At 59.3% G+C, this 25235-nt stretch carries 24 protein-coding genes; 14 read left to right on the top strand and 10 right to left on the bottom strand.

Features of this window, described 5'->3' with window-relative positions; all coding sequences use genetic code 11:
* Positions 1-3: 3 nt before the first annotated feature.
* The 4 genes from ubiU to ACR0CU_RS03520 are packed head-to-tail and all read right to left on the bottom strand — an operon-like array spanning position 4 to position 2600.
* On the bottom strand, positions 4-1002 hold the full coding sequence (ubiU, locus tag ACR0CU_RS03535; protein ID WP_170445334.1) for a ubiquinone anaerobic biosynthesis protein UbiU: 999 nt from the start codon (positions 1000-1002) through the stop codon (positions 4-6).
* The gene (ubiT, locus tag ACR0CU_RS03530) at positions 999-1526 is read right to left on the bottom strand and encodes a ubiquinone anaerobic biosynthesis accessory factor UbiT (protein ID WP_170419623.1); all 528 of its coding nucleotides are present in this window, start codon (positions 1524-1526) and stop codon (positions 999-1001) included. Before ubiT ends, ubiU begins: the two co-directional genes overlap by 4 nt.
* 48 nt (positions 1527-1574) lie before the next feature.
* Entirely contained in the window at positions 1575-2108 is a 534-nt protein-coding gene (locus ACR0CU_RS03525) for a DUF2478 domain-containing protein (RefSeq protein ID WP_170403838.1), read from the bottom strand.
* Positions 2109-2120: 12 nt separating this feature from the next.
* Positions 2121-2600 carry a hemerythrin domain-containing protein gene (locus ACR0CU_RS03520; RefSeq protein WP_254430267.1) on the bottom strand — a complete coding sequence of 160 codons (480 nt, stop codon included), beginning with the start codon at positions 2598-2600 and terminating at the stop codon, positions 2121-2123.
* A 106-nt stretch (positions 2601-2706) separates the two neighbouring features.
* On the opposite strand from ACR0CU_RS03520, the gene ACR0CU_RS03515 reads away from it, so the two are divergent.
* The 3 genes from ACR0CU_RS03515 to ACR0CU_RS03505 all read left to right on the top strand — a co-directional run bounded on the left by ACR0CU_RS03515 (position 2707) and on the right by ACR0CU_RS03505 (position 5389).
* Complete coding sequence (locus ACR0CU_RS03515; RefSeq protein WP_170339775.1) at positions 2707-3135, top strand: RrF2 family transcriptional regulator; 429 nt, start codon at positions 2707-2709, stop codon at positions 3133-3135.
* A gap of 255 nt (positions 3136-3390) precedes the next feature.
* Positions 3391-4272: an AraC family transcriptional regulator gene (locus ACR0CU_RS03510; RefSeq protein WP_170445329.1), complete on the top strand. Its 882-nt coding sequence runs from the start codon at positions 3391-3393 to the stop codon at positions 4270-4272.
* A 139-nt stretch (positions 4273-4411) separates the two neighbouring features.
* Entirely contained in the window at positions 4412-5389 is a 978-nt protein-coding gene (locus tag ACR0CU_RS03505) for an oxidoreductase (protein WP_170445326.1), read from the top strand.
* Between the two features lie 137 nt (positions 5390-5526).
* Here ACR0CU_RS03505 and ACR0CU_RS03500 read toward each other — a convergent pair whose 3' ends face one another.
* Positions 5527-6360 carry a DeoR/GlpR family DNA-binding transcription regulator gene (locus ACR0CU_RS03500; RefSeq protein WP_170445323.1) on the bottom strand — a complete coding sequence of 278 codons (834 nt, stop codon included), beginning with the start codon at positions 6358-6360 and terminating at the stop codon, positions 5527-5529.
* A gap of 169 nt (positions 6361-6529) precedes the next feature.
* Between ACR0CU_RS03500 and ACR0CU_RS03495 the strand changes: the two genes are divergently transcribed.
* From ACR0CU_RS03495 to ACR0CU_RS03480, 4 genes are all read left to right on the top strand, one after another.
* Positions 6530-8191, top strand: a complete 1662-nt coding sequence (locus ACR0CU_RS03495; protein ID WP_170445320.1) for a Na/Pi cotransporter family protein — start codon at positions 6530-6532, stop codon at positions 8189-8191.
* A gap of 195 nt (positions 8192-8386) precedes the next feature.
* Complete coding sequence (locus ACR0CU_RS03490) at positions 8387-10312, top strand: DUF3604 domain-containing protein (protein WP_244952398.1); 1926 nt, start codon at positions 8387-8389, stop codon at positions 10310-10312.
* A gap of 149 nt (positions 10313-10461) precedes the next feature.
* Positions 10462-11292 (top strand): peptidyl-prolyl cis-trans isomerase, encoded by an 831-nt coding sequence (locus tag ACR0CU_RS03485; RefSeq protein WP_170445316.1) that lies wholly within the window; start codon positions 10462-10464, stop codon positions 11290-11292.
* On the top strand, positions 11289-12290 hold the full coding sequence (locus ACR0CU_RS03480; RefSeq protein ID WP_480642470.1) for a HupE/UreJ family protein: 1002 nt from the start codon (positions 11289-11291) through the stop codon (positions 12288-12290). Before ACR0CU_RS03485 ends, ACR0CU_RS03480 begins: the two co-directional genes overlap by 4 nt.
* A 17-nt stretch (positions 12291-12307) precedes the next feature.
* Here the strand turns inward: ACR0CU_RS03480 and ACR0CU_RS03475 are convergent, their stop codons facing one another.
* From ACR0CU_RS03475 to ACR0CU_RS03460, 4 genes are read right to left on the bottom strand one after another with little or no spacing between them, the layout of a single operon-like run.
* Positions 12308-13231: a 2-hydroxyacid dehydrogenase gene (locus tag ACR0CU_RS03475; RefSeq protein ID WP_170445313.1), complete on the bottom strand. Its 924-nt coding sequence runs from the start codon at positions 13229-13231 to the stop codon at positions 12308-12310.
* A complete protein-coding gene (locus ACR0CU_RS03470) occupies positions 13224-14072 on the bottom strand; it encodes a fumarylacetoacetate hydrolase family protein (RefSeq protein ID WP_170445309.1) in 849 nt (282 codons plus the stop codon). Before ACR0CU_RS03470 ends, ACR0CU_RS03475 begins: the two co-directional genes overlap by 8 nt.
* 11 nt (positions 14073-14083) lie before the next feature.
* On the bottom strand, positions 14084-15880 hold the full coding sequence (locus tag ACR0CU_RS03465) for an IlvD/Edd family dehydratase (RefSeq protein ID WP_170445306.1): 1797 nt from the start codon (positions 15878-15880) through the stop codon (positions 14084-14086).
* Complete coding sequence (locus tag ACR0CU_RS03460) at positions 15877-16635, bottom strand: SDR family oxidoreductase (RefSeq protein ID WP_170363738.1); 759 nt, start codon at positions 16633-16635, stop codon at positions 15877-15879. Before ACR0CU_RS03460 ends, ACR0CU_RS03465 begins: the two co-directional genes overlap by 4 nt.
* A 194-nt stretch (positions 16636-16829) precedes the next feature.
* Between ACR0CU_RS03460 and ACR0CU_RS03455 the strand changes: the two genes are divergently transcribed.
* A complete protein-coding gene (locus tag ACR0CU_RS03455; protein ID WP_170445303.1) occupies positions 16830-17714 on the top strand; it encodes an NAD(P)-dependent oxidoreductase in 885 nt (294 codons plus the stop codon).
* Positions 17711-18679: a D-erythronate dehydrogenase gene (gene denD, locus ACR0CU_RS03450; RefSeq protein WP_480642467.1), complete on the top strand. Its 969-nt coding sequence runs from the start codon at positions 17711-17713 to the stop codon at positions 18677-18679. The genes ACR0CU_RS03455 and denD overlap by 4 nt, the downstream gene beginning before the upstream one ends.
* Here the strand turns inward: denD and ACR0CU_RS03445 are convergent.
* The gene (locus tag ACR0CU_RS03445) at positions 18676-19326 is read right to left on the bottom strand and encodes a GntR family transcriptional regulator (protein ID WP_170357473.1); all 651 of its coding nucleotides are present in this window, start codon (positions 19324-19326) and stop codon (positions 18676-18678) included. The genes denD and ACR0CU_RS03445 overlap by 4 nt on opposite strands.
* Before the next feature lie 198 nt (positions 19327-19524).
* Here ACR0CU_RS03445 and ACR0CU_RS03440 point away from each other — a divergent pair, with 198 nt between their 5' ends.
* The 5 genes from ACR0CU_RS03440 (at position 19525) to ACR0CU_RS03420 (ending at position 25228) form a co-directional block, all read left to right on the top strand.
* The gene (locus ACR0CU_RS03440; RefSeq protein ID WP_093961716.1) at positions 19525-20538 is read left to right on the top strand and encodes a TRAP transporter substrate-binding protein; all 1014 of its coding nucleotides are present in this window, start codon (positions 19525-19527) and stop codon (positions 20536-20538) included.
* 78 nt (positions 20539-20616) lie between these two features.
* Positions 20617-21786 carry a mandelate racemase/muconate lactonizing enzyme family protein gene (locus ACR0CU_RS03435; RefSeq protein WP_170445297.1) on the top strand — a complete coding sequence of 390 codons (1170 nt, stop codon included), beginning with the start codon at positions 20617-20619 and terminating at the stop codon, positions 21784-21786.
* Between the two features lie 16 nt (positions 21787-21802).
* Entirely contained in the window at positions 21803-22645 is an 843-nt protein-coding gene (locus ACR0CU_RS03430) for a TRAP transporter small permease subunit (protein ID WP_174819626.1), read from the top strand.
* Positions 22645-24267 (top strand): TRAP transporter large permease, encoded by a 1623-nt coding sequence (locus tag ACR0CU_RS03425; RefSeq protein WP_170445294.1) that lies wholly within the window; start codon positions 22645-22647, stop codon positions 24265-24267. Before ACR0CU_RS03430 ends, ACR0CU_RS03425 begins: the two co-directional genes overlap by 1 nt.
* Before the next feature lie 10 nt (positions 24268-24277).
* Positions 24278-25228 carry a phytanoyl-CoA dioxygenase family protein gene (locus ACR0CU_RS03420; protein WP_170357469.1) on the top strand — a complete coding sequence of 317 codons (951 nt, stop codon included), beginning with the start codon at positions 24278-24280 and terminating at the stop codon, positions 25226-25228.
* Positions 25229-25235 lie beyond the last annotated feature (7 nt).

Here is a 25235-nt window from a genome sequence, read left to right as displayed (position 1 = left end):
GTTTCACCGCCATTTCTTCGTGGCAAAAGCGCCTTGCGTCTGTTTCTGACCCTCGGTCAGTGCGACGAGGTTCCCGATATCCGCTTCGCGACCCGCCCGGATATCGTCGACAGCGTTTCGAAATGCAGACACCACGGACCGGACATAACTCTTGGACCTTTGCCGCCCTTCGATCTTGAACGCATGCACCCCGGCATCGATCAACTCAGGCAGAAGGCGGGCTAGGTTCAGGCTGATCGGTTCCTCGAACGCATAGTACCCGTCCGGACGATGTGCGACCTGATAGCGGCCTTTGCAAATCGTCGGATAACCGGCCTTCTCATCTGGCCCGAACCGGTCGATGGTAAAGCCAGCCAACTTCGATGACATCGAACCATCGGCATCGCGCACGTACTCCACGTCGGACGCCGGCGAACAGACGCCATCGAGGTTCGTGGACTGCCCAGTCAGATAATTCGTCAGGCTGCAGCGCCCTTCGACCATCAGACCGTGATTTCCGAAGATGAAGGTTTCGATCTCACAGGGGATTTCTTTTCGGATCTGCTGGATTTCGGGGATGGTCAAAATACGGGGCAGGACCACGCGTTTGACACCGAAATTCTCGCAATAGTAGCGGATCGCCTCGGGTGACGACGCTGCAGCCTGTACCGACAGGTGCAAGCGCATCTGTGGATGGGTTCGGGCGATGTAGTCGGCCACGCCCATATCAGCCACGATGAAGGCATCAACGCCGATCCGCGCACCGGTGTCGGCAGCGTGCCGCCAAAGGTCGACCTTGCCCGCCGGGGGATAAGTGTTGAGTGCCAGAAGGACCTTGGCACCCTTGGCATGGGCATAAGCGACCGCCTCCTCCAATTCCTGCGGCGTGAAATTCAGCCCCGGAAAATTCCGGGCGTTGGTGGCGTCCTGAAAGCCGCAATAGACGGCGTCGGCCCCGGCATCGACCGCTGTGCGCAGGGCAGCGGGAGTTCCGGCGGGGCATATCAATTCGGCGAGGCTCATGAAGCAGTAGCTCCTTCTACTTCTTGGTAATTTCGACGCAACCGGGACAGGATCGCGCGGCCAGGCGGGCCGAACATGTCCGCAGCCTCCTGAGCGATGGATCCATCCATGTCGTCCAATGCATTGCGCAAACGGACGACGGCCTCGGTATCTCCAGTGATCTCCAGATCGCGCGAGAAAAAGGCCGCGTCGCCGTCCTGTTCCGCATCAACCAGCTCCAACAGCAGCAGGAACCGCCCTCGGATAATGGCTGTTGCGTCAGGCAGCATCGACCGCGGTACGGCACGAAAGCTCAGGTTTTGAGGATCCGGACGCAGATGCAGCGCGAACGGCAGCTCGATCGGGTCGATCAGGAAATCGGCGCTTTGATACGGGCCAAGTCGGGCAAACAGCGCAGGGTGTTCCTGCGCGACCCTACGGACCACCCGCGCGAGAATGGGCTGAACCGCCAAACTGGCCAAACGCGAAACGATTGCCTGTCCCGGCGGCCTTGGCCTGTTCGTTGTCTGTGTTGGGCTCACCATATGCTGCATGTACTGCCTCATCCGTTTGGCTGTTGTATTTGTGCGGGTTCAACCCGGTGCCGCCGTGTTTCGGCCTTGCGCGATGGAGCATCGGCACCATTCGACCACAACGTCCTCGATGGGCGGCAGGAGTTTGGCGGTTCCTCCGGCAAACTGATCGAAGGCGGCGCGATGGGTTTTGCTCACGCCGATCAGGACCGGAATATCCCGCGCCAAGGCCTCGGCAATGAGGGTGCGAAATCCGCGCCCCTCGGCCTCACTGAGACCAAATTTGTTCAGCAGAACGATGTCGCAACCGTCATCTCGCAACCGAGCGGTCGCGATGCCGACCACGTCTTCGATCGCACCGGCGTCCATGCGACACGCGCCTGAGCCCGAACCCAGATCCTGCGTGATCCGGATATTGGGACCATGCGGCAGCAGTCCAAGCGTTGTCTCACAAAACTGGGCGCCAGTATCCGGAATGTTCACACGCAACGCTCCGAGCAAGCACAGACCTTCTTCCTGCAATCGCGCGGCCACTGTCGCCAGCAAATGATCCGTTCCGCCTGCCTCACTTGCGTCGACACCTGCAAGAAGCATGATTGATCCCCTCTACCGTTCGAACCGTGGAAACAGGACCTGGTTTTCAAGCATCATGTGCCGGTCAAGATCCGCCAAAAGGTTCCGCAGCCCATCGTAAAGCCGTCGCCAAGACCCGCAGGCATGTGCGGGCGGTGTCAGGTCATGGGTGACATGCCGGATCAGAGCGATACTCTCGGCGTGGCCATCGTGATCGGCGCGCATAACCCGGATCGGGTTTTCGATACCTTCCATGCCGCCCATGCGCATGGCGGGAAACAGGACGATCTCTTCTTTTGCCATGTGCGTTTCCGTTTCGGCCGCCAGTTCGGCCAGGGCGCGGACCAACCCTCGGGGGGCTTGGGGGTCGTCTCGGTGAACCAAGGCCACGCGTTCGGCAAGATGTTGAAGCTGTTCAAGCTCGGTCCGGTGTGTTTCGTGATACCGTGTGAGGATGTGATCAATTAGAGCGTCTGTCTCAAGATCAGCTTCGTGCATATCGAAGTTCGTCATGGTCCGTGCTTTCAGGGTTCACGACCCGAGCATCTCGAATCGGAATTTGATTTGCGCATTCTGTTTTGCTAATACGCATAGAAAATACCGATTGGAAAACGCGACCATGCGCCTCACCTCATTCACTGACTATGGTCTCCGCATTCTGATGCGGCTGGCTGGCAGCCCGGACCGCCCGTTTTCAACCGGCGAACTGGCGGATGAATTCAAGGTGTCACGCGCCCATCTCGCCAAGGTCATTTCGGCGCTGGCCAATGCCGGATACCTCAAAACGCGACGGGGCGGTGGCGGCGGGGCCGTCCTGTCTCGCCCGGCGTCGGACATCCGCTTGGGCGACGTAGTGCGCACTCTGGAGACCGGGCAACCAATCGTTGAGTGTTTCTCGGCCGATGGCAGTGCGTGCACTCTGACTCCAAGCTGCCTTTTGAAGGATCGGCTGAAGCAAGCCGAGCAAGCGTTTTTTGACGACCTGAACCGGGCAACACTGGCTGATTGCATCTATCGCCCACCGTGGGAGATTTCGGCGGCGGAATAGCAGCCGGTCTGCCCCTTCGGACAATTCGCCTGGGTTCTCTTAGCAGCAATCAGGCTGCGAACACTGTTACCTTTGTGCTTAGACCGGTCAGATCAGATGCCCCCCAATCTCGGCAGCGACGGTCAACCGCACGCCTCTGGAAATTCAGTCAGCTGTTTCTCCGGCGAACTTGCCTGATCCTCCGAATGTCAGACCAAAACTCTTGTGCGGAAAAATGCAGGTTGTAGTCTTGGCAGACTGGCCGGAGAGACCCCATTGGAACTGCAGAGACTCCTTGACGACGCCAAGGCGCTGATTACCGAGGCCCAGCTGGATGACGGCTTTTGGCCCTGTGGTGTGCGGGACATGGTATTGGCCCAGACGCGCCAATCCAAACGCCCGTCATGCTCGGTCGTTGAGCCCATGATCGGGCTGGTGCTTCAGGGCAGCAAGTCGGTGCAGTACGGAACCGAGCATGTCCGTTATGACGCAGGGGACGTCATTGTCGTGGGAAGCGCCCTGCCAATGGTCTCGGGCCTTGTGGATGCCTCGCCCGAACACCCCTACATCGCCCTGTATATCGGCATCGACATGCGCGTATTGCGGGGCGTCTACACCGACATGGGCGGCACCTCGCTGGACGATGCGGGTCCGGCCTTGGAAAGCGGTCAGGCCGACGCGGAAGTTATTGATTCATTTACACGTCTTTTCCGTCTGCGTCGAGATCCGATCGCAGAGCAAACGCTGGGGGCCGCCGCCGTCCGCGAGGTTTATTTCCGGGTTCTGCGCAGCGACAAAGGGCGCGCGCTGCGCCGTATCATCCGCGCGGACAGCAAGGCCAACCAGGTTGCCAAGGCAATCGCGCATATCCGCAAAGAGTACCGCTCGACGATCAAAGCCTCGGACCTTGCCGCGATCTCGGGCATGAGCGCGTCGGTATTCTATGACGCCTTCAAACGGGTGACGGCCAACAGTCCGCTGCAGTTCCAGAAAGACCTACGCCTGACCGAGGCCTTCCAACTGCTTCAGCAGACGGGAACGCCTGTATCGAGTGTTGCGCATGCAGTTGGGTATGAAAGCCCGGCCCAATTTAGCCGTGAGTTCGCCAAGAAATTTGGCGTTCCGCCCCGAGAACTGACCCGGGATCACGTGACCTGAGCTGCAGGCTTTGCTCTTGGGTTTCGGAGAATCGAGCAAGAGTTGAGGAGGAAGCTCTGTGTCCCACCCGAGGCGGACAGGTTAGGTTCATCCATGATGCAACCGGGCGATGTTGCCCCCGAAATCGCAAGGATACCTGATGGCAGTTCCCGACCAAGTTCCTACAAATTCAGGATTTCACGCAAAAAGCACGGCGGCCGAAGTGCTGGCCGATATCGACCTGACCGGAAAGACCGCAATCGTAACCGGTGGCTACAGCGGTATTGGCCTCGAAACCGTCCGCGCCCTTGCCGACAAGGGGGCCGCGGTGATCGTTCCAGTACGGTCGGAAGCCAAAGCGCAAGAGAGCCTGGCGAGCGTGGATGGCAATGTCAGAACCGCACCGATGGACCTGGCGGATCTTGGTTCGGTCCGACGGTTTACCGAAACGGTATCCAGCGACCTGCAAAACCTGGATCTGCTGATCAACAACGCCGGGATCATGGCGTGCCCCGAGGCCCGTGTTGGACCCGGTTGGGAATCCCAATTCGGTATCTGCCACATGGGCCACTTTGCCCTGACCAAGTTGCTGCTGCCGCTTTTGGAGCAAACGCCGGGCGCGCGGGTCGTTGCTCTTTCCTCGACCGCACACAAGATTTGCGACGTGCATTGGGATGATATCCAGTTCGAAAAGACGGACTACGACAAATGGCAGGCCTATGGCCAAGCAAAGACCGCAAATGCGTTGTTTGCCAACTCACTGTCGCGCCGTTTGGCAGAGACCGGCGGGTTGGCGTTTTCGGTACATCCCGGTGGGATCTTCACCCCTTTGCAACGGCACCTGCCGAAGGAAGAGATGATCGCACTGGGTTGGCTGAACGCGGATGGCGAACCGTCCGAATTGGCCAAGGAGGGTTTCAAGACGCCAGAACAGGGCGCGTCAACAACGGTTTGGGCGGCGACTTCGCCAAAGCTGGTTGGCAAACCGGGGGTTTATTGCGAGGACGCTGACATTGCTACCCCGACCGACCCCAACAGCCCGACGGCCCGATATTTCGGTGTCAACGCACATGCGTGCGATGACGCATCAGCCGAAAAGCTGTGGGAGATCAGCGAACGGCTACTGCAAGAGGCCTGATACCCAGGCAATCCGGTCGGGATGATCCCGGCCGGACTACGCTTCTTAGGGGTAAGGCAGCGCCAAGGTTTTAGACCGCAGTCGCGCCCCCTAGCCTTCTGCGCTGCTGGTCCTGGCCCGGGCTGGACCCCAACGGTTCAGGCCAAAGCCTGCTCGGGCGCAGGATCGGCGATCAACAGTTCGACATCTGACACGCCCAGCGCCACTGCCAACTGGCTTGGCGGGACCGTGTCGACGATCAACGTGTCCAAATCCGACAGTTCGCACACTTTGTGCAACTGCTTGTGATTGAACTTCTGGGCATCCAGCAGAAGATGGCGTTCCGCAGAACGGCCCAGCATCGCGCGTTTGACGGCGGCGATATCACCGATCGGCTCGCTGGGGCCATCATCGGACAATCCCGACGCGCCGATCATGCAGCGATCGACGTTGAACCGGCCCAGAAACTCCAGCGTTTCGTAACCAACGACGGCAGCCTCGGCGGCAAGATAAGCACCGGGGCAAACAATCACCTCGGCCGCGCTGCCGCCCAGTGTCACGGCCACCGGAATAGAATTCGTGATGACAGTGCACCGTATGTCGCGATATGCCAATGAGCGCGCCAGTTGAGCGGTTGTCGAGCCCGAGTCGATCATCACCGTCTCACCTTCACGCACAAGGCCAGCGGCGGCGTTTCCTATCCGCTCGCGTTCGGCAACCCGGGCCACATTGCGCTCGTCCAGGCTGAGATAATGCCCTTGCACCGGCGCCGACGCGCCACCGTGCGCACGCGCAATCAGGCCGTCTTCGGCCAGCGCGTCAAAATCCCTGCGGACGGTCTCAGTGGATACGTCGAAACTGCGGGCCAGATCACTGATGCGCACGTGCGGGCGCAGCTTGAGCTCAAGCAGGATACGTTGGCGACGATCGGACTTTTTCAGCCGATCCCGCCCTTTCTTGCTGTGTTTCTGACGTGTTTTGGCCTTTGACATCTCATTGACCCGGCTAGACGATAATCAACTTTTGTGGCGTTTACCTCATTTTTGCAAATATTTTGTTGCATTGCCCTCGAACTGGTGATGAAAATCGTCGGACTCACCCCATTGTGGAAGGCAAAATGTTGGCCATGCAACGGCGCAGCGCAAACAAGGTATTGAACGCATGATCGTGCTGGCCACCCATCTGGCGGCCGGCGTCGCCCTGCTTTTGTGGTCTGTCCGGTTGATCCGGACCGGAGTGGAACGAGCGTTCCTGCCCGAGTTGAAACGCGGCCTGAAAATCCTGTCTGAAAACCGAATCTCCGCTGCATTGGGTGGCGGTATGGCAGCGATGCTTATGCAAAGCTCGACTGCAGTTGCATTGATCGGAGCCGGATTCGCGGTATCGGGCATGCTGGCCCCACCCTCGGCCCTTGCGCTGCTGCTGGGGGCAGAGGTGGGATCCGCCCTGATGGCAAAGGTGCTGACCCTGCCCGTCCAGGCGGTGATGCCATTCGCATTGCTGGTCGGCGTCGTGGTGTTTTTGAAAGCCGGTCGACGGCGGACGAAACAAATCGGGCGCATCACCATCGGTTTTGCCCTGGTGCTGTTGTCGCTTGGAATGATCCGCGAAGCCACAGTGCCAATCGGGGCCAGCCCAATCGTTCAAAGCATTGCCGCATATTTTCAAAGTGACTTGATCAGCGCCTATGTGGTCGGCGCAATTCTGGCGTGGCTCATGCATTCCAGCCTTGCCGCGGTGCTGACCTTTGCCACATTCGCGGCGTCAGCACTGGTTGGCGGCACGGTGGCCGCCGCACTGGTCATCGGTGCCAATCTCGGTGGCGCCGTGATCTCATTCGCCCTGCTCTGGTCGCAGGAGCGCCCGGCCAAGTTGATCGTCCTTGCCAACCTGGTGGCTCGGGCCTGTGTCACTTTGGTGGCGCTGGCCCTGCTGCTGACCGGCGTACTGAACATATCCGCGTTCGGCACAGCGCCCGGTCTACAGGTGGTGATGCTGCACATTGCGATGAATGTCGCCCTTCTGGTCGTTGCGCTGCCGTTCACCAACCTGCTGATCCGGTTGGCCGACACGTTCGTTCCCCGCCACTCCAGCATCACCGCCGACAACGTGACGGCATTGGACCCCAGCGCACTGGACCACGTGCCTCTGGCGCTGGCCTGCGCACAGCGCGAACTGCTGCGCATGGCTGAAACGGTTCAGGCGATGCTGGTGCCGACCATTCACCTGTTCCGGAACTGGGACCCCGAACTTGCCCGCACCATCGAATTGCGGGAAAACGATGTCGACCGCATGCATTTTGACATCAAAATCTACGTCTCGCGACTGCGGGAAGGCGATCTGACACCTCAGCAGGAGAAAAAGACACTCGAGCTGGTGTCGATGGCCAACAACCTTGAAGAGGCCGCCGACCGGATCGCGGTCAACCTTGTGGCCCTGGCGAAGAAAATGGCTGACGAGGGCATCACATTTTCCAAGGAAGGTCTGACCGACATTGAACAATTCCACGATCAGATCACAACGAACGGCCAGTTGGCTCTGAGCATTCTGACCACCGGCGACGCTGAGGCGGCCCGCCAATTGGTCGCCGAAAAGGATCGCATCCGGATCGAAGAGCAATACCTGCAGGAGCGACACCTGAAGCGCCTGCAAAGTCGGGGTCCGGCCAGCATCGAAACAACCAATATTCACCAGGAGACGCTGCGCCTATTGAAGCAAATCAACGCGGCGCTGGCCTTTGTGGCCTACCCGATCGCCGAAGAGACGGGAGATCTTCTGGAAAGCCGCCTGGCCAAACCGCGGATAATCTCGGACGCACCTTAGTCACGGCACTCTTCGGATCGTACTTAAACAGACCGGCGGCGAAGGCTCCCGCCCTTCCGTGAGTGCAAGGCTTTTCTGGCTTCCTGAACCCGGCAGAATTGACAGTCGGCCCCACTCGCATGCTATCGTCATATTAGAATGTTATGACATAAAACCGTTTCTTTGAATTCGAAGCTGTTGAATTGGGAGGTTCTCATGCTGCGACTCTACGTCTGTTCAATGCTGCTGACACTCGGCCCGGCAGGCGTTCTCGCCGACGCTGTGCCGACCAAGGAAGCCGCAGAGGGTACCTTTGCCGAGCGTCCGTTCTCGCCCTATGCCAACCGGACATTCCCGGAGCGCCCTCTTTGGGGGGACACGCACCTGCACACCGGGTTGTCACTGGACGCCGGTACGTTCGGGAACACGCTGCTGCCGGATGACGCCTGGCGATTTGCCAAAGGCCAACAGGTCATCTCGTCGACAGGACAGCCGGTTCGGCTTGCGCGCCCACTGGATTGGATGGTTCTCACGGATCACACCGACCTGATGGGGTTTGCCCCGGACCTGCAGGCCGGAAAGCCGGGGGTCTTGGCACATCCCAAGGGTCTGGAATGGTACGAAGGATACTCTGCGGGCGGGGACGAAGCTGCCAAAGCGGCGTTCGACATCATTTCCAATTTCTCGCAGATGACCCTTCCGGAAGACCTGCTTGAATCATACAGCCCCGGAGCGGACGCCTTTGCGTTTACCTGGGAACATATCGTGATGGCCGCAGAACGACACAACGACCCGGGCAATTTCACAGCGTTCATCGGTTTCGAATGGACCTCGGTGCCCAAGGGATTCAACCTGCATAGAAACGTCATGCTGCGCGATGGCCCGATCCGTGCGTTGCAGATGGTGCCGCCGGTCACGCAGCCCCCCTATGGGAACACGGATCCGAAGGCACTTTACGAGTGGCTCGAGGAGTACCAGGCCAAGACCGGAGGCCGTGCCGTTGCTTTCGCGCATAACGGCAATCTGTCGAACGGCTGGATGTTCCCGACCGAAGACACCTATCACGGCGGCAAGGTGGATGAGGAATACGTACAGAACCGCGCCAAGTGGGAACCGCATTACGAGGTCACCCAGATCAAGGGTGACGGCGAAGCCCATCCCTATCTCAGCCCTGACGACCCATTTGCCGACTATGAAAACTGGGATGTCGGGAACCTCGATATCTCCGAGCTGAAAACCGATGACATGCTGGCCGGCGAATACGCGCGCGAGGCGCTGAAGCGCGGGCTGATGCTTGAAGAGAAATTTGGCGTGAACCCCTACAAGTTCGGGATGGGCGGCGCGACGGACAGCCATACGTCGCTGGCAACGGCCGAGGAAGACAACTATTTCGGCAAATCCGTAAGCGCTGAGCCGTCGGCTACGCGCGTTCTGCACCCGTTTGTCGAAAGCGATCTGGGCGCCTTTGAGGGGCATACGCTGGTCGCATCGGGCTATACCGCAGTCTGGGCGTCCGAGAATACGCGCTCGGCCATTTTCGACGCGTTCAAGCGACGCGAGACATACGCCACGACTGGGCCTCGCATCGGGCTTCGTTTCTTCGGCGGATGGGATTTCGATGAGTCCGACCTGCTGACGCGTCTGGTGGCCGATGTGGGATACACCAAAGGCGTGCCGATGGGCGGTGACCTGCGTCCGCCCGAGGGTGAAGGCGCACCGACTTTCCTGATCGGCGCGCTGCGCGACCCCGTCGGTGCGAATCTTGATCGAGTTCAGGTCGTCAAGGGCTGGTTGGATGCAGACGGCGCGCTTCAGGAAAAGGTCTACAACGTGGCCTGGTCCGACGATCGTGCGCTGGATGCCAATGGCAACCTTCCCGAAGTCGGCAATACCGTCGATCTGGATACCGCCAGCTGGAGCAACTCGATCGGCGCATCGGAATTGGTGACCGTTTGGACGGATCCCGACTTCGATCCCAACGCGCGGGCATTCTACTACGTGCGGGTTCTGGAAATCCCGACCCCGCGCTGGGTGCTGTACGACAAGCTTCGTTTTGGAATCGATCTGCCGGCCGAGGCCCAGTTGATCCATCAGGAACGTGCGTATTCGTCACCGATCTGGTACACGCCTGCCAGCGAATGAACCAAGACCGAAACCGGGGGCGTGGGATCGCGCCCTTGGGCCGGGGTCGTTGCTGCAACATCTTCACCCAAGTTGAAATCGGCGATTTGACATGACGGGCCGTTGGGATCAACGATCGGGTATCGAATTGCCAGCAGGTCAGATCTTTCATGCGCTTTTACAAAGAACCGCTGTTCCATTTCATTCTGATCGGGCTGGCCATTTTCGGCTGGTTCTATCTTGTATCCGACGAGGCCGAGCCCCCGGAAGAGGCCGAAACGATCACAATAGACAGCGACGACATCGCGCTTTTGAGAACACGGTTCGAGGCCAGCTGGAAACGCCAACCCACCGACGCCGAGTTGCAGGCGCTGATCGATTCCTGGACCCGCGAAGAAATTCTTGTGCGCGAGGCCCGAAAGCTGGGCTTGGACCGTGGTGATCAGGTGATCCGGGCCCGCCTTGCCCGAAAAATGGAGTTTCTGACTACCGCAATTGCGTCCTCGGTCGCCCCCGAGGAGGCTGTTTTAGAAGAGCATCTGGCCCAGAACGCAGACCGCTTCACGACCCCTACCCTGATCGCGTTTGATCAGATCTATCTGGGTGATGCCCCAGACCCGGACGTCGTCGACGATACTCTGCAGGCGCTGAACGGTGGCGCGGATTGGTCCGGCCTTGGCGTTTCGTCCTTGCTGGCGCGGTCGATGCCACTGACAGCCGCGGGTGCAATCGACACAACCTTTGGTCGCGGGTTTGCGTCACAGCTTGACGGGAGCGAGCCGATGATTTGGATCGGTCCGATCAACTCGGGATACGGGCAACATCTTGTCCGCGTGACCGAAGCAAAGCCCGGTTATCTTCCGCCGCTCGCCGAGATTTACGACTCCGTTCTGAACGATTGGCGCAGGGCGAAGGCTCAGGACCTGGCGCAGGCTCAATACGAAAGCCTCGCCGCCCGGTACCGTGTCGAGGCACCCGAAACCACAGAGGGCGGCTCGTGAAGACGGTCTTCTTTGTTCTGCTGGCTTTCTGGCTGGGCATGGTTCCACAATTCGGTCGAGCACACGCGCTTGACCCCGGCTATCTGGACCTGAACGAACTGGCGCCGGGCACCTGGAGAATCCTTTGGCGTATTCCCGACGTGAACGGACAACCCATGGAGATCGATGCGGTTCTGCCCGACCATTGCGCGCCGGCAAATGGCCCGGAGCCAACAGCGGAAAACCAGGCTTGGGTGTCTTCTTGGATTGCAGAATGTGATGCCGAAATCGCGGGCCATGTTGTGGCCATAGACGGGTTGGAGCGCCAGCAGAACGATGTCTTGCTGCGCGTTCGACCGCTGAACACTGAACCCGTGACGCTCAGATTTACGCCTGATGAGGCCGAATTGATGGTTCCGGCGGAGCCTACGATCTGGTCGGTTTTCAGCAGCTACTTTCTGCTTGGTTTCGAACACATTCTGGGCGGCTGGGACCACCTGTTGTTCGTCTTTGCGCTTTTTGTTCTGGTGCGGAACCCATGGCGGTTGGTCGGTGCGATCACCGCGTTTACAGTCGCGCATTCGCTGACGCTGGCGATGGCGACGCTTGGGTTTCTCAACGTGCCCGCCGGCCCCGTCGAAGCCGTTATTGCCTTGTCCATCGTATTCCTTGCTCTGGAAATCCTGAGGCACAAAGAGGGCGAGCTGCGGTTATCCGAGCAATACCCGTGGATCGTCTGCTTCAGTTTCGGCCTGCTGCATGGGCTTGGCTTTGCCGGTGCTCTGGCTGAAATCGGCCTGCCTTCGCAAGAGATCCCTGCAGCGCTGCTGGCTTTCAACATCGGCGTCGAGGCCGGTCAGCTTGCCTTTATCGCAGTGCTCGCGCTTCTGATTGCGATGTGGCGCCTTATCACGCCACGGAACGCCGGTTGGGTGACCCACTTGGCCACCCCCGTAACAGGCTATGCCATCGGCTGCATATCGCTCTATTGGCTGATCGAGCGGGTCAACGGGTTCTGAGCGCCCAAGCGGTCAATTCACAGATCTTTGCATTCTGGCACGGCGGTCAGAACCGATCCGTCCTTGAGATGTTGCAACAGATTGTCGACCGTCAGATCACCCATCGCGGCACGCGTTTCGACAGTAGCACTGCCCGCATGCGGCAACAGAACCACGTTTGGCAACTCGCGCAACGCTTGTGGAACGCGAGGTTCATCCTCGAAAACATCCAGCCCTGCCCAGCCAAGCGCACCGCTTTGCAGCGCTTCAATCAAAGCCGCCTCGTCAACAACGGACCCTCGGCTGACATTGATCAGCGTGCCCCTGCCCCCCAACGCCCGCATCACCTCGGCGTTGACCAGCTTGTTGGTCGACGGCCCGCCCGGTGTTATGCAAATCAGCACATCCACGTGTTCGGCCATGTCGACCAGATTGTCGAAATACCGGTATGGCACATCCTTGGGACTGCGGGTGTGATAAAAGATTTCGGGCGACCACGGCGCCAGTTTGTCTGCAATCGCCTGGCCGATACGACCAAGCCCCAGAATCCCAACCTTTTGATTGTCGGCTGATCGGGTCAAAGGGGCATTGCCTTCTGTTTCCCATCGTCCCGACCGGACGTATTCATGGTCGCGCACAAGCTCTCGGTAGCAGGTCAGCATCAGCAGAACGGCGGTGGTTGCGACCTCGTTGTTCAGCACATTCGGTGTGTGCGTGACGACAACTCCGCGGGCTGCAGCAGCCGTTGCATCGATCGCATCATATCCAACCCCATAGACGCTGATCATCTTCAGGTTTGTCAGTTGGGCCATCAGGTCGGGCGGCACGCCGTCATGTCCGTTCGTGACCACATGCGTGACGCGCGCGGCATCAAAATCGTCCAGCTGGCGAATATCAAATGCAGTAGACAGCCGATCTTTCATCCGGTCGGTAATCCCGCCGATCTGCAACAGCTCAGTCATCCTGACTGACCTTCTGCCGCTGCGTGCCCAGCCCGTCGATCCTCAGTTCCATCACGTCGCCCTTCTTCAAATAGACCGGATCGGGCTTGATCCCCATGCCGACCCCGGGCGGTGTGCCGGTCGAAATCACATCACCGGGATGAAGAGTGAACAACTGGCTCAGATGCTCGATGATCTCGGCAACGGTAAAGATCATGGTGGCCGTGTTTCCGGTCTGCATACGCTGACCGTTCACATCCAGGGACATGCCCAGCGCCTGAGGATCGGGAACCTCATCGCGGGTGCCCAGCCACGGGCCGGTCGGACCGAACGTGTCGCAGGACTTGCCCTTGGTCCATTGTCCGGTCAGTTGCGTCTGGAAATGCCGCTCGGACACGTCATTGACGATGCAATAACCGGCGACATAGTCCAAAGCATCAGCCTTGGAGACGTATTTCGCCGTTTTGCCGATCACCACACCCAACTCGCATTCCCAATCGGTATGGGTGGACCCGCGCGGCATCACAACGTCATCATAAGGCCCCACGATGGCGGAATTTGCCTTGAAGAAAAGGATCGGATGCTTGGGAATATCCGCGCCCGTTTCGGCAGCATGGTCCGAGTAGTTCAGTCCGATGCACAGAAATTTTCCGATCTTGCCCACGCAAGCTCCGATCCGCGGATCCCCTTCAACAATCGGCAGGCTTTCGGGATCAATTGCGCGCAGCCTGTCCAGCACGGCGTCGCCCAGCGTTTCACCGGTGATATCGGTGACATGGGCGGACAAATCCCGCAATTGACCCGCAGAGTCGACCAACGCAGGCTTTTCCGACCCTGCGGCTCCGTAGCGAACAAGTTTCATTTCGGTTCCTTTTAGTGATTGTCCCGCGGCAGGAATTGCCGCGCGATGTCCCTGAATTTGTCGGCGCCCTTCAGCGTCATGCCGCGATCCAGACGATCGACCTTCTCGCGGAAGATCTCCTGCCACGGTGACTGGTCGGGCGGGACCGAATAGCCACCTGCAGCTTCCAGTTCGCGGGCGCGTTCATGCAGCTCCTCCAGCGGAACAAGCATATCCGCCGTCCCTTTGCCCAGATCGATGCGCAACCGGTCGCCATTTCGCACCAGCGCCAGCCCGCCGCCTTCGGCCGCCTCGGGCGAGGCGTTCAGGATCGACGGGCTTCCGGACGTGCCGGACTGGCGCCCATCACCGATGCAGGGCAGCGCCTCGACCCCTTGTTTCAACAGGTATGAGGGCGGCCGCATGTTCACCACCTCGGCCGCGCCCGGGTAACCCTTGGGTCCGGCACCGCGCATGATCAGGATACAGTCTGCATCGATGTTTTCTGCCGGATCATCGATGCGGTGATGAAAGTCCTCAGGCCCGTCAAAAACGACCGCCCGGCCCTCGAATGCATTGGGGTCATCCGGGTTCGACAGGTAGGCCTCGCGGAAAGCGGACGAGATCACCGATGTCTTCATGATCGCGCTTTCGAACAGGTTGCCCGAGAGGTTGATGAACCCGGCCTGATGCTTGACCGGATTTCTCACCGGCTTGATCACGTCGTCGTTCAGCGACCGGCGTGTCCCGCAGTTCTCGCCCATCGACTGGCCGTTGACCGTCAGCGCATCGGGGTTGGGCAGCAATCCGGCATCAATCAACTCACCGACCACGGCAGGGACACCGCCGGCGCGCTGGTAATCTTCTCCAAGGTATTTTCCGGCCGGCTGCATGTTGACCAGCAGCGGTACGTCGTGACCCAGGCTTTGCCAGTCATCGTTGTTGAGAGGAACGCCAAGGTGCCGGGCGATCGCGTTCAAATGGATCGGCGCGTTCGTCGATCCACCGATCGCCGAGTTGATGACGATCGCATTTTCGAATGCCGCCCGCGTCATGACATCGCTTGGGCGCAGATCCTCCCACACCATCTCGACGATGCGCTTTCCGGTTTCATAGCTGATCTGCCCGCGCTCCCGGTACGGGGCCGGTATCGCGGCGGCCCCGGGCAGTTGCATTCCCAAGGCTTCGGCCAGCGAATTCATCGTGGTCGCCGTTCCCATCGTGTTGCAATAGCCAACCGAAGGCGCGGAAGCCGCTGCAATCTCCATGAACTCATCAGTGTCGATTTCACCGGCAGCAAGGTCTTCCCGAGCCTTCCAGATCACGGTTCCCGACCCTGCGCGCTCGCCCTTCCACCAGCCGTTCAACATCGGGCCGACGGACAGAGCGATTGCCGGGATATTGACGGTGGCGGCCGCCATCAACAGCGCCGGCGTGGTCTTGTCGCAACCGATGTTCAGCACCACGCCGTCGATCGGGTAACCAAACAAGCTCTCGACCAGCGAAAGATAGGCCAGATTGCGATCCAGCGAGGCAGTCGGCCGCTTACCCGTTTCCTGAATCGGGTGCACCGGAATTTCGATGCACGTGCCACCGGCCGCGATGATCCCGTCGCGCACACGTTTGGACAATTCCAGGTGGTGGCGGTTGCACGGGCTGAGATCGCTACCCGTTTGCGCAATGCCGATGATTGGCTTGCCGGATTGAAGCTCGGCGCGGGTCAGGCCGTAGTTGAGATACCGCTCCAGATACAGTGCGGTCATCTCGAGGTTCTCCGAGTTCATGAACCATTTCCGCGACCGCAGATCGTCCTTTGTTATCTTCGTCATTGGCCTGACCACCCCCCATCGATTATGTGTGTATGTCCTGTGGTGAAAGCACTCTCATCGCTTGCCAGGTAGACGACCAGTGCCGCTATTTCTTCCGCCTTGGCGACGCGGCCCATGGGCTGGCGGGCCACGAACTGCGCCATGGCCTCTTCCCTGCTGCCCAGCTCTTGGGCCAAGGCCTCGACCCGATCGCGCCAACTGGGGCTGTCGACCGTTCCGGGGCAGATGCAGTTGCAGCGAATGCCCTTCGTGATGAAATCAACCGCAACCGATTTCGTCAGCCCCACGACCGCTGCTTTGGTCACACCATAGACAAAGCGGTTGGGCGCGCCGATGATCGACCCCAGAGCGGAAGACATGTTGATGATCGAGCCGCCGCCCCGTTCGACCATCCCCGGCAGCACAGCCTTCGTTGTGCGCATCATGGACCGCACGTTGAGGTCCATCGCAAAATCCCACTCCTCATCGGTGGCGTCCAGGATGGTCCCGTGATGCACGAAGCCCGCACAGTTGAACAACACGTCCGGATTTGCCCGCTCAACCCCCTGAGAGACGCTGGCGTCATCGGTGACGTTCATCTCGAAAATTTCGATATTTTCGAGATTCTCGGACCGAATCGAAGAAAGGTTTTCGAGGTTGATATCCGTCGCAAACACCTGCGCCCCTTCGCGCGCCATTGCGATTGCGCTGGCACGCCCGATACCCTGTCCGGCGGCCGTCACAAGGACGCGCTTCCCCACAAGTCTTTCTGACATATGTAAAATTTACCTTTCACTACTTGCGATCAAACACCACGACCCCGGACCCGAGTGCGACCGGGCAGCACCAAAAAATTCTGCATGGACACGCGACAGGCTTTGGCGCAGGAACTTGATGCCGTTAGCGTATGACAGAGATTTTGGTTTGGCTATAACCATGCGTGGTGCGGCCCGAAGGAGGATAAGCAAGTATGAGCGAAAAGCGCAAAGTGACCCTTTTGGGCACCGGCCTAATGGGGGCGCCGATGGCACGAAACCTGCTTGCGGCAGGCTTTCCCCTGACCGTTTGGAACCGCAGCGCCGAAAAGGCACGACCATTGGCGGACCAAGGTGCTACAGTTGCGGACACCCCGGCCCAAGCGGTTGCCCAAGCCGATGTGATCGTGACCATGCTGTCCGACGGATACGCAACCGGCGCGCTGCTGGAAGACCCTTCTTTCTGCGACCAGCTTAAACCTGGCGCCGTCTGGATCGACATGTCCAGCGCCAAGCCTGAACATGCCCGCGCGCAGTCTGCCCATCTCGAAACCCTCGGCCTGCGGCATCTGGATGCCCCGGTTTCCGGTGGCACCAGGGGGGCCGAGGCGGGCTCGCTGGCGATCATGGTGGGGGGCGACGAGGGCGTCATGCAGGAGGTACTGCCAGTCCTTTCCGCCATGGGGCGCCCCGTGCATGTCGGCCCCAGCGGCGCAGGTCAATTGTGCAAACTGGCCAATCAGACGATCGTCGCCGTCACAATTTCCGCCGTTGCCGAGGCAACCCTGCTGGCCGAACAAGGTGGCGCAGACCCGGCTGCTTTGCGCGCCGCGCTGCGCGGTGGGTTTGCCGACAGCGTGATCCTGCAACAGCACGGAGAACGCATGTCCAACCGGGATTTCGTTCCAGGCGGACTCTCGAAATTTCAGCTGAAGGATCTGGACAACACCTTGGCTGAGGCACGCGGTCTCGGCCTGGAACTGCCCAATACGCAAGCCGTACGCGACCGGTTCGAATACCTGATAAACGAAATGGATGGGGCCGAGCTGGATCACTCTGCGCTCTACCTCGAGCTCAGAAAACGGAATGGCATGTCGTGACGCATATCCTCATCATCGGCGGCGGTGGAATGCTGGGTCAGAAGCTGGCGCATCACATTTCGGCCGAGCAGACCTTTGGTCCGGACGCCCGTGTATCACTGTTCGACCTTTCATTTCCGGTCGAGGGTGCACCGGGAGAACAAATCGTTGGCGACATCGCGGCCCAGAACTCGGCCAAGCTTCTGGCAGCTCAGCGCCCTGACGTGATCTTTCATCTGGCCGCGATTGTCTCGGGTCAGGCAGAAGCTGATTTTGACCTTGGTTGGGACGTCAACTTGATGACGACCTGGGCACTGTTGAACGCATTGAAGGACGAGCATAACGCCACCAGCGGCGCCTACCGCCCGCGGCTGGTCTTCGCTTCGTCCATAGCCGTCTTTGGCGCCCCTTTCCCCGCAAGGATCGACGATGAATTCCTATGCGCCCCTCTGACCAGCTACGGGGCGCAGAAGGCTGCGTCCGAGTTGATGATTTCCGACTTCAGTCGAAAAGGATACATCGACGGCATCTCCCTGCGTCTGCCGACGCTGTGCGTGCGGCCTGGCAAGGCAAATGCCGCCGCTTCCTCCTTCTTTTCGGGTATCATTCGAGAGCCCCTGAACGGGCTTGAGGCGGTTCTGCCGGTCGACGACACCGTTCGCCACTGGCACGCCAGCCCTCGGGCAGCGGCAAGATTTCTGACCCGCGCGGCCGATCTTGATACGAAGCTGCTGAACGACCGGCGCGCCCTGAACATGCCCGGCATCAGTTGTACGGTCGCCGAACAGATCGAAGCTCTCCGCACTGTCGCCGGTCAAGACGCGGTCAACCTGATAAAGCATGTTCCCGACCCGGACATAGAGCGCATTGTCAAAGGCTGGCCACGCGACTTTCAAACCGACCGCGCGCTTGAGCTGGGCTTCCGCGCAGAGTCGAGCTTTGAAGACATCATCCGCGCTTATCTTGAGGATGACTTCCGCGTTTAATCGCCCATCGTCTTGCCTGTCAGATGGCGCTTGAGGTGGTCATGAATCTTCTGCTTGGTCAGTTGCTCATCGCCGGACAATGCGGCCTCGAGGATGTCGGCGTGATGCCGGATGTTCTCGGAGATGAACTCGAACCGCCGGTCCGCCACCATCAGCTGCTGCCGGAATTGCGCGTAAATTCGGCCGTGCATCTGCTTCAACGTTTCCGATCCGCAGGCCGAGATCAGCGTTTGATGGAATTCCTTTTCCGAGGCAAACCAGATCTCGATCAGCTCGCTGGGGTCGTCGGTGGCATGAATGCGCTTTTCGATATGGCTCAGCTTGTGATGCGCCGCGGTCAGCCTGGCTTCCCAATCCACCCCGCCGTTGCGGATCGACATTGCGGTGCCTTCTCCCTCCAGCAAAACGCGGATGTGGGTCAGCTCGATCAGTTTTTTCGGCGAACGCTTCGGGACGCGAAAGCCCTTCTGCTCCTGAAAGTCCACCAAACCCACCGATGACAAACGAAAAAGAACTTCGCGAACCGTGCTGGCCGAGCACCCATAGTCCTTGCGCAACTCTTCGGCCCGAACCTTGGCACCATGCTCGAATCCGTTCGAGATCAGACGCATTTTAAGGTGCTGATAAATATCTACTTCTTCATTCATTCCGGTTTGCACCTTTCAGGTCTGGCCACTTAGTGTCCTAATCATATTTTCGATTTATTGCAAGAATCTCGAATTTCTTGAAAATTTCATATTTTACTTGTTGCATTCGATTCGACCGCTTAACGTCTAGCAGCGTGTCGACAAGGGAGGCGGCAAGATCTCCTACCCGGCGCACTGCTCAACGTCTGGGAGGACAATATGAAAATAGTCAAGACAGCGGCTGTTGCGGCCGTAGCAACGACGATGGCGGCCGGTTTCGCGGTGGCTGAAACGACCAAGCTGAGAATTCAAACCCATTTCTCGCCCGAGACGCTGTCCGGGCAGATGGCGGCAAAATACGTCGAAGACATCCAGGAAATGTCGAACGGCGAAATCGAAGTCGAGATGTTCTACTCGTCCTCGGTGGTCAAATCGGTCGAAACCTTCGATGCCGCGGCGACAGGCATCCTCGACTGCGACATGACCGGCGGCGGCTATCAGACCGGTAAGAACCCGGCCTTCCAGTTCGCGGGCGATCTGCTGGGCGGTTACCAGAACCCCTATCAGCAAATGGCATGGCTGCTGCACGGTGGCGGCAGAGATGCCGTCAATGACCTGTACAACGGCTACGACATGGAATTCATCGGCTGGTGGATCCCGGGGCCGGAATCTCTGGCCTCGACCAAGCCGATCGCCAAGGTCGATGACTTCAAAGACTGGAAATTCCGTTCGCCCCCGGGCCTGGCCACCAAGGTCTTTGCCGAGTTGGGCGCATCGCCGATCGTGATGGACTTCAACGAAATCTTCACCGCTCTGGAAACCGGCATCATCGACGGCGCGGATGCTGCGAACCTGACCAACAACGTGGGTCTGGGTCTGTACGAAATCGCCGGTCACACGAACTATCCCGGCTTCCACTCGATGCCCGCAGACCACCTGGCCTGCCGCAAGGACGTTTGGGACGCGATGCCTGCACATCACAAAAAGATCATGGAAGTCGCGATGGACAGCCTGGCGCTGCACAATGCGACGATCAACGAAGTGCAGAACGCTCAGACCGCCAAGGACCTGAAGGCCAAAGGCGTTCAGCTGTATGAGTGGTCGCCGGAAGATCTGGCCGCCTACCGCGCAGCCGTTCAGGTCGGGTGGACCGAGTTCGCCACGACCCCAGAGGCCAAGGCGCTGTTGGAAAGCCACATCAACTTCCTGCGCGATCTGGGCGCAATGCAATAATCGGGCTTCGGCCACTCAACGACAATCGGAAAGGCCGTGCTGACGGCCTCTCCGAATGTGCCCGGGATCCTGCATTTCATGAAAATCACCAAGATCACCAGCCATGTACTGCAGTACGAGATGCCCGAAGTCCTGGGGTATTCGCAGCAGTATTATGACAAGCGCACAACCCATCTGGTCGAGGTTCAAACCGACGAAGGCGTGACCGGCTGGGGAGAGTGTTTTGGCCCCGGCAACGTAGCAAGAGCCAACAAATCCATCGTTGAACAGGTCATTCAGCCGATGGTTCTGGGGCTGGACCCTTTGGACAAGGACGTGATCTGGCACAAGGTGTACAACCTTCTGCGAGATCATGGGCAAGGCGGAATGCCGATACAGGCGCTGTCCGGCCTGGACATCGCCCTGTGGGACATCGTCGGCAAGGTGGCCGGTTTGCCGCTGTACAAACTCATCGGCGGCGCGCATCGGACAAGCGTTCCCTGCTACGGCTACGGGATGATGCTGCGGGATGAGCCGATCGCCGACCTTGCCGCCCGGTTCGAGGACGAAGCCGCAACGATCAGGGACATGGGGTTTGTCGCCACCAAGATGAAGACCGGGTTCGGACCCAAACCGGACGTGCAGCTTTGCGAGGCGGTGCGTCGCGGGGTTGGCGAAGACTTCCCCTTCATGGTCGACGCAAATCATGCCTACACGACCTCGGACGCGTTTTATTTGGGCCGCGCCTTGGAAGAGCTTGACGCCTATTGGTTTGAAGAACCGGTGGCCCCTGAGGATCTTGATGGCTATCGCGAACTGCGCGCGGGGCTGAAGGTCAATATCTCCGGCGGCGAGGCTGTGTTCAATCGCTGGGCATGGCGCGCGCTTCTCGAAAACCGCAGTGTCGATATCGCTCAGCCCGAAGTATGCGCGTTGGGCGGAATCTCTGAGTATTTGCGGGTACTTGCGCTGTGCCACGCACACTTCACCCCGGTCGTCAATCACGTCTGGGGAAGTGCGGTTGCTGTGGCCACCAACCTGCATCTGCTCGCGGCAATGCCGGCAATGCCGGGCGGTCTGCACCCTTGGGAACCGATGTTGGAATTCGACACCACGGACAACAAATTCCGCGACGATCTGCTGACCGTTCCGCTGGAGATACAGAAACAAGTCAAGGCCAACAACGGCCGCGTGACGATCCCGACCGGCCCCGGATTGGGCGTCGAGCCGGACCTGGAATTTATCGATCACCACCGGATCGACGGATAAGGACGAGGGCTACGTGATGCAAAAAAACTCAGGCGGAATACTGGAGTGGCTCATCCCGCTCGCCTTCGTCGCAACGGCCAGTTGGCTCGTCTGGCATTTGCCGGCCTTCCTGTTGGACTGGCTGCCCTACACGTCCGAATCTCTGAAAAGCCAGGTAACGGAAATCTATCTGCGCAGCGACGTGACGCCCGAAATGACCGGGGTTTTCGGCGGATTTGTCGATATTGTCGATATCGGCGCGCTGATACTGCTGCCGATCCTTGCGGTGATCGGAACCAAGACCGTCCAGCCGGCCGCGATGGAATACGAGGGCACGACTGCGATGGACCGCTTCGCCCTGTTCATCGGCCGGGTCACGATGATGATGATCGCCATCATGACGGTGGTGATGCTGTACGAAGTGTTCATGCGCTACATCCTCGAAAAGCCGACCGAATGGGCCAACGAGATGACGCTGTGGTTCGCCAGCTTCGTGTTCCTGATGTCCGGCTACTATGCCATGCAGCAACGCAGCCATATCCGGATCTTTCTGCTGTATGATGCGGTTCCCCGCTGGTTGCAGCGGGTGTTCGACACGATCTCGACCATCCTGATCGTGATGTTCGCGTTCTTTCTGGTCTACGGCAGCTATCAGCAGGTTTTCGTCAACAAACTCTACAAATGGGAGCTTTATGGCTCGGCCTTCAACCCGCCGATCCCGGCGACGTTGCAGCCCATGGTCCTGATCGTGATCACCCTGGTCGCCATGCAGGCCGTTCTGAACCTGATCGCGGATTGGAACAAAGAACCGGAAATCCACACGGATGAACCGGACGAAGACGAAATTGAAATGATCAAACGAGCGGTGGGACAAGACTGATGGATATTGGAACGATCTCACTCATCCTGATGGTCGCCCTGATCGTGCTTCTGGCGATCGGGATGCCCCTGGGCCTGGCCTCGGCCTCGCTTGCGGTTCTGGTTCTTGTTCTGAAGTTCGAGCCGACACTTCTTTTGAACCCGTTTTCATTCGGTGACGGCATTCTGACCGGACGCCCGGGGACAGGGCCACTCTATATTCTGGCGCAGAAGATATATGGGCTCTTAACGGACTACGTGCTCATATCCGTGCCATTGTTCATCTTCATGGCATCGCTGCTGGAGCGATCCGGGATCGCGCGCGACATGTATTCGTCGCTGAATGTCTGGCTGTCCAGAACGCGCGGCGGCATTGCGATCGTGACCTCGATCATGGCGGTGATCATGGCGGCCATGTCCGGCATCATCGGTGGTGAGGTTGTCCTGCTGGGTCTGATCGCCCTGCCCCAGATGCTGCGCCTCGGCTACGATCAGAACCTCGCGATCGGCGTCATCTGCGCCTCAGGGTCGCTGGGGACCATGATCCCGCCCTCGATCGTTCTGATCATCTATGGGCTGATCACCGAAACCTCGATCAAGTCGCTGTTCACCGCATCTTTTATTCCGGGCTTCATGCTGGCCTCGATGATCATCCTGTACATCATCATTCGCACGCAGTTGAATCCTCATCACGCGCCGCTGCCGGAACCGGATCCGAACGACCCCGAACCGGCCGAAAAACGCAAACTGTTTGCCGCCTTCATGAGCATCGTCGTCGCCGGATTTTCCACCGTTCTGTTTATCCGGGCCGCGTTTTTCGAGCTTTCCGGCTCGAACGCTGCCAGCCAGGGCGAGCCCGCGCGATTGGGGACAGCTGACTACCTGCCCTGGTTTGCCGGTATTACGATCATAGCCCTTCTGCTGATCTTCTTCGTCTTTGGCAGAGAGCGCGCCAAAATCGGCTGGGAAATGGGCAAAGGCCTCGTCGCGCCGCTGGTCGTCATCGGCGTCGTACTCGGCTCGATCTATGGCGGGATCACAGGCATCACCGAGGCTGCAGGCATGGGCGCCTTCGCCGTTCTGATCATCGCCATCCTGCGGGGCGAAGGATCGTTCGAGTTGGTTTGGGACAGCTTGATGCGGACGCTGAAATCCACAGGCACCATCATCTGGGTCACCATCGGCGCCGCCGCGCTGGCGGGTGCCTACACCATTGCCGGCGGACCTCAATACGTGGCCGACCTGATCGTCGGGCAGGACCTGCCGACGATGCTGGTCATTCTGGTGATGATGCTGATCCTGCTGTTCATGGGCGCGTTCATGGATTGGGTCGGCATCGTGCTTTTGATCATCCCGGTCTTTCTGCCGATCGTCCTGCGCCTTCCCATCGAAGAAATCGGAATCATCGGCCAGTTGCAGCCCAGTCATGTCGCGATCTGGTTTGGCGTCGTGTTCTGTATGAACATGCAGGTCAGCTTCCTGTCGCCCCCGTTCGGCCCGGCGGCGTTCTACCTGAAATCGGTCGCCCCGCCGCATATCAGCCTGACGGATATCTTCCGCGGCTTCCTGCCATTCATCGGGATCCAGCTGCTGGCACTTTCCGTTCTTCTGATCTGGCCGGGCATCATCGCGCTGTTGTTGTGAGGTCGAACCCATGCTGACACAAGATCAGATTGGCAAGTTCCAGACGGACGGATACCTCGTGGTCGAGGATGTAATTCCCGGTGACGTCCTTGATCGGGTGCAAGCCGAATACTCGGATGTCCTGAACCGGCTCTTTGACGGTTGGTACGAAAAAGGGCTGGTCAAGGACGAACCATCCGGGATGTCATTCTGGGACAAACTTCTGTCCGCTTATCAGGCCGGTTGCGACTATTTCCAGCCGCTGGACATCTCATTGCCCGGCGACCGGATCATGGCTGACACACCGTTCCATATAGGACCCGCAGTGTTCGACTTGCTGACGGCCCAGCCCATGCTTGACATCGTCGAGCAGTTGATCGGGCCAGAGTTGGTCAGCAATCCGATCCAGCACGTTCGGCTGAAGCCCCCTGCCCTCAAGCTGTCCAAGGACGAGGTGCGGGCGCATATAACCGCAACGGACTGGCATCAGGACCGGGCAGTTGCGTTGGAGGATGCGGACCAGACCGACATGGTCACGGTCTGGATTGCCGTCAACGATGCAACGGTCGAAAACGGCTGCCTGCAAGTGCTGCCTAAGGCAAAGGGCCAATCCATCCTGCCGCATTGCGCGCGGACGCAGACAGGCATTGCCGACGGATTCATTGACGAAGAGCGAGCCGTGCCCTTGCCCGTTAAGGCAGGCGGGGTCATCCTGTTTCATCCTCTGACGCCACATGCGTCGTTGGTCAACGAAACGGACCGGTTCCGCTGGTCGTTCGACATCCGCTTCAGTGCGGCAGGCCAGCCCACCGGTCGAGACCATTTCCCCAGCTTCATCGCAAGGTCCAGATCGCGCCCCGAAACCGAGCTGCGGGATTGGCGTGTCTGCAAATCCAATTGGGAGGCGGCGCGAGCAAAGCTGTCTGGACAGCCGCATATAGATATTCACCGGTGGACATCGGACTCGCCGTTCTGCGCCTAGCTGCAGC

The organism is Ruegeria sp. BC2 (assembly GCF_056539245.1).
This window is presented reverse-complemented; position numbering and strand designations above follow the sequence as displayed.

What these genes read in the sequence shown, in the direction of transcription:
- ubiU (WP_170445334.1), bottom strand. Translation starts at nt 1,002, where the DNA reads ATGAGCCTCGCCGAATTGATATGCCCCGCCGGAACTCCCGCTGCCCTG.
- ubiT (WP_170419623.1), bottom strand. Translation starts at nt 1,526, where the DNA reads ATGGTGAGCCCAACACAGACAACGAACAGGCCAAGGCCGCCGGGACAG.
- ACR0CU_RS03525 (WP_170403838.1), bottom strand. Translation starts at nt 2,108, where the DNA reads ATGCTTCTTGCAGGTGTCGACGCAAGTGAGGCAGGCGGAACGGATCAT.
- ACR0CU_RS03520 (WP_254430267.1), bottom strand. Translation starts at nt 2,600, where the DNA reads ATGACGAACTTCGATATGCACGAAGCTGATCTTGAGACAGACGCTCTA.
- ACR0CU_RS03515 (WP_170339775.1), top strand. Translation starts at nt 2,707, where the DNA reads ATGCGCCTCACCTCATTCACTGACTATGGTCTCCGCATTCTGATGCGG.
- ACR0CU_RS03505 (WP_170445326.1), top strand. Translation starts at nt 4,412, where the DNA reads ATGGCAGTTCCCGACCAAGTTCCTACAAATTCAGGATTTCACGCAAAA.
- ACR0CU_RS03500 (WP_170445323.1), bottom strand. Translation starts at nt 6,360, where the DNA reads ATGTCAAAGGCCAAAACACGTCAGAAACACAGCAAGAAAGGGCGGGAT.
- ACR0CU_RS03495 (WP_170445320.1), top strand. Translation starts at nt 6,530, where the DNA reads ATGATCGTGCTGGCCACCCATCTGGCGGCCGGCGTCGCCCTGCTTTTG.
- ACR0CU_RS03490 (WP_244952398.1), top strand. Translation starts at nt 8,387, where the DNA reads ATGCTGCGACTCTACGTCTGTTCAATGCTGCTGACACTCGGCCCGGCA.
- ACR0CU_RS03485 (WP_170445316.1), top strand. Translation starts at nt 10,462, where the DNA reads ATGCGCTTTTACAAAGAACCGCTGTTCCATTTCATTCTGATCGGGCTG.
- ACR0CU_RS03475 (WP_170445313.1), bottom strand. Translation starts at nt 13,231, where the DNA reads ATGACTGAGCTGTTGCAGATCGGCGGGATTACCGACCGGATGAAAGAT.
- ACR0CU_RS03470 (WP_170445309.1), bottom strand. Translation starts at nt 14,072, where the DNA reads ATGAAACTTGTTCGCTACGGAGCCGCAGGGTCGGAAAAGCCTGCGTTG.
- ACR0CU_RS03465 (WP_170445306.1), bottom strand. Translation starts at nt 15,880, where the DNA reads ATGACGAAGATAACAAAGGACGATCTGCGGTCGCGGAAATGGTTCATG.
- ACR0CU_RS03460 (WP_170363738.1), bottom strand. Translation starts at nt 16,635, where the DNA reads ATGTCAGAAAGACTTGTGGGGAAGCGCGTCCTTGTGACGGCCGCCGGA.
- ACR0CU_RS03455 (WP_170445303.1), top strand. Translation starts at nt 16,830, where the DNA reads ATGAGCGAAAAGCGCAAAGTGACCCTTTTGGGCACCGGCCTAATGGGG.
- ACR0CU_RS03445 (WP_170357473.1), bottom strand. Translation starts at nt 19,326, where the DNA reads ATGAATGAAGAAGTAGATATTTATCAGCACCTTAAAATGCGTCTGATC.
- ACR0CU_RS03440 (WP_093961716.1), top strand. Translation starts at nt 19,525, where the DNA reads ATGAAAATAGTCAAGACAGCGGCTGTTGCGGCCGTAGCAACGACGATG.
- ACR0CU_RS03435 (WP_170445297.1), top strand. Translation starts at nt 20,617, where the DNA reads ATGAAAATCACCAAGATCACCAGCCATGTACTGCAGTACGAGATGCCC.
- ACR0CU_RS03430 (WP_174819626.1), top strand. Translation starts at nt 21,803, where the DNA reads ATGCAAAAAAACTCAGGCGGAATACTGGAGTGGCTCATCCCGCTCGCC.
- ACR0CU_RS03425 (WP_170445294.1), top strand. Translation starts at nt 22,645, where the DNA reads ATGGATATTGGAACGATCTCACTCATCCTGATGGTCGCCCTGATCGTG.
- ACR0CU_RS03420 (WP_170357469.1), top strand. Translation starts at nt 24,278, where the DNA reads ATGCTGACACAAGATCAGATTGGCAAGTTCCAGACGGACGGATACCTC.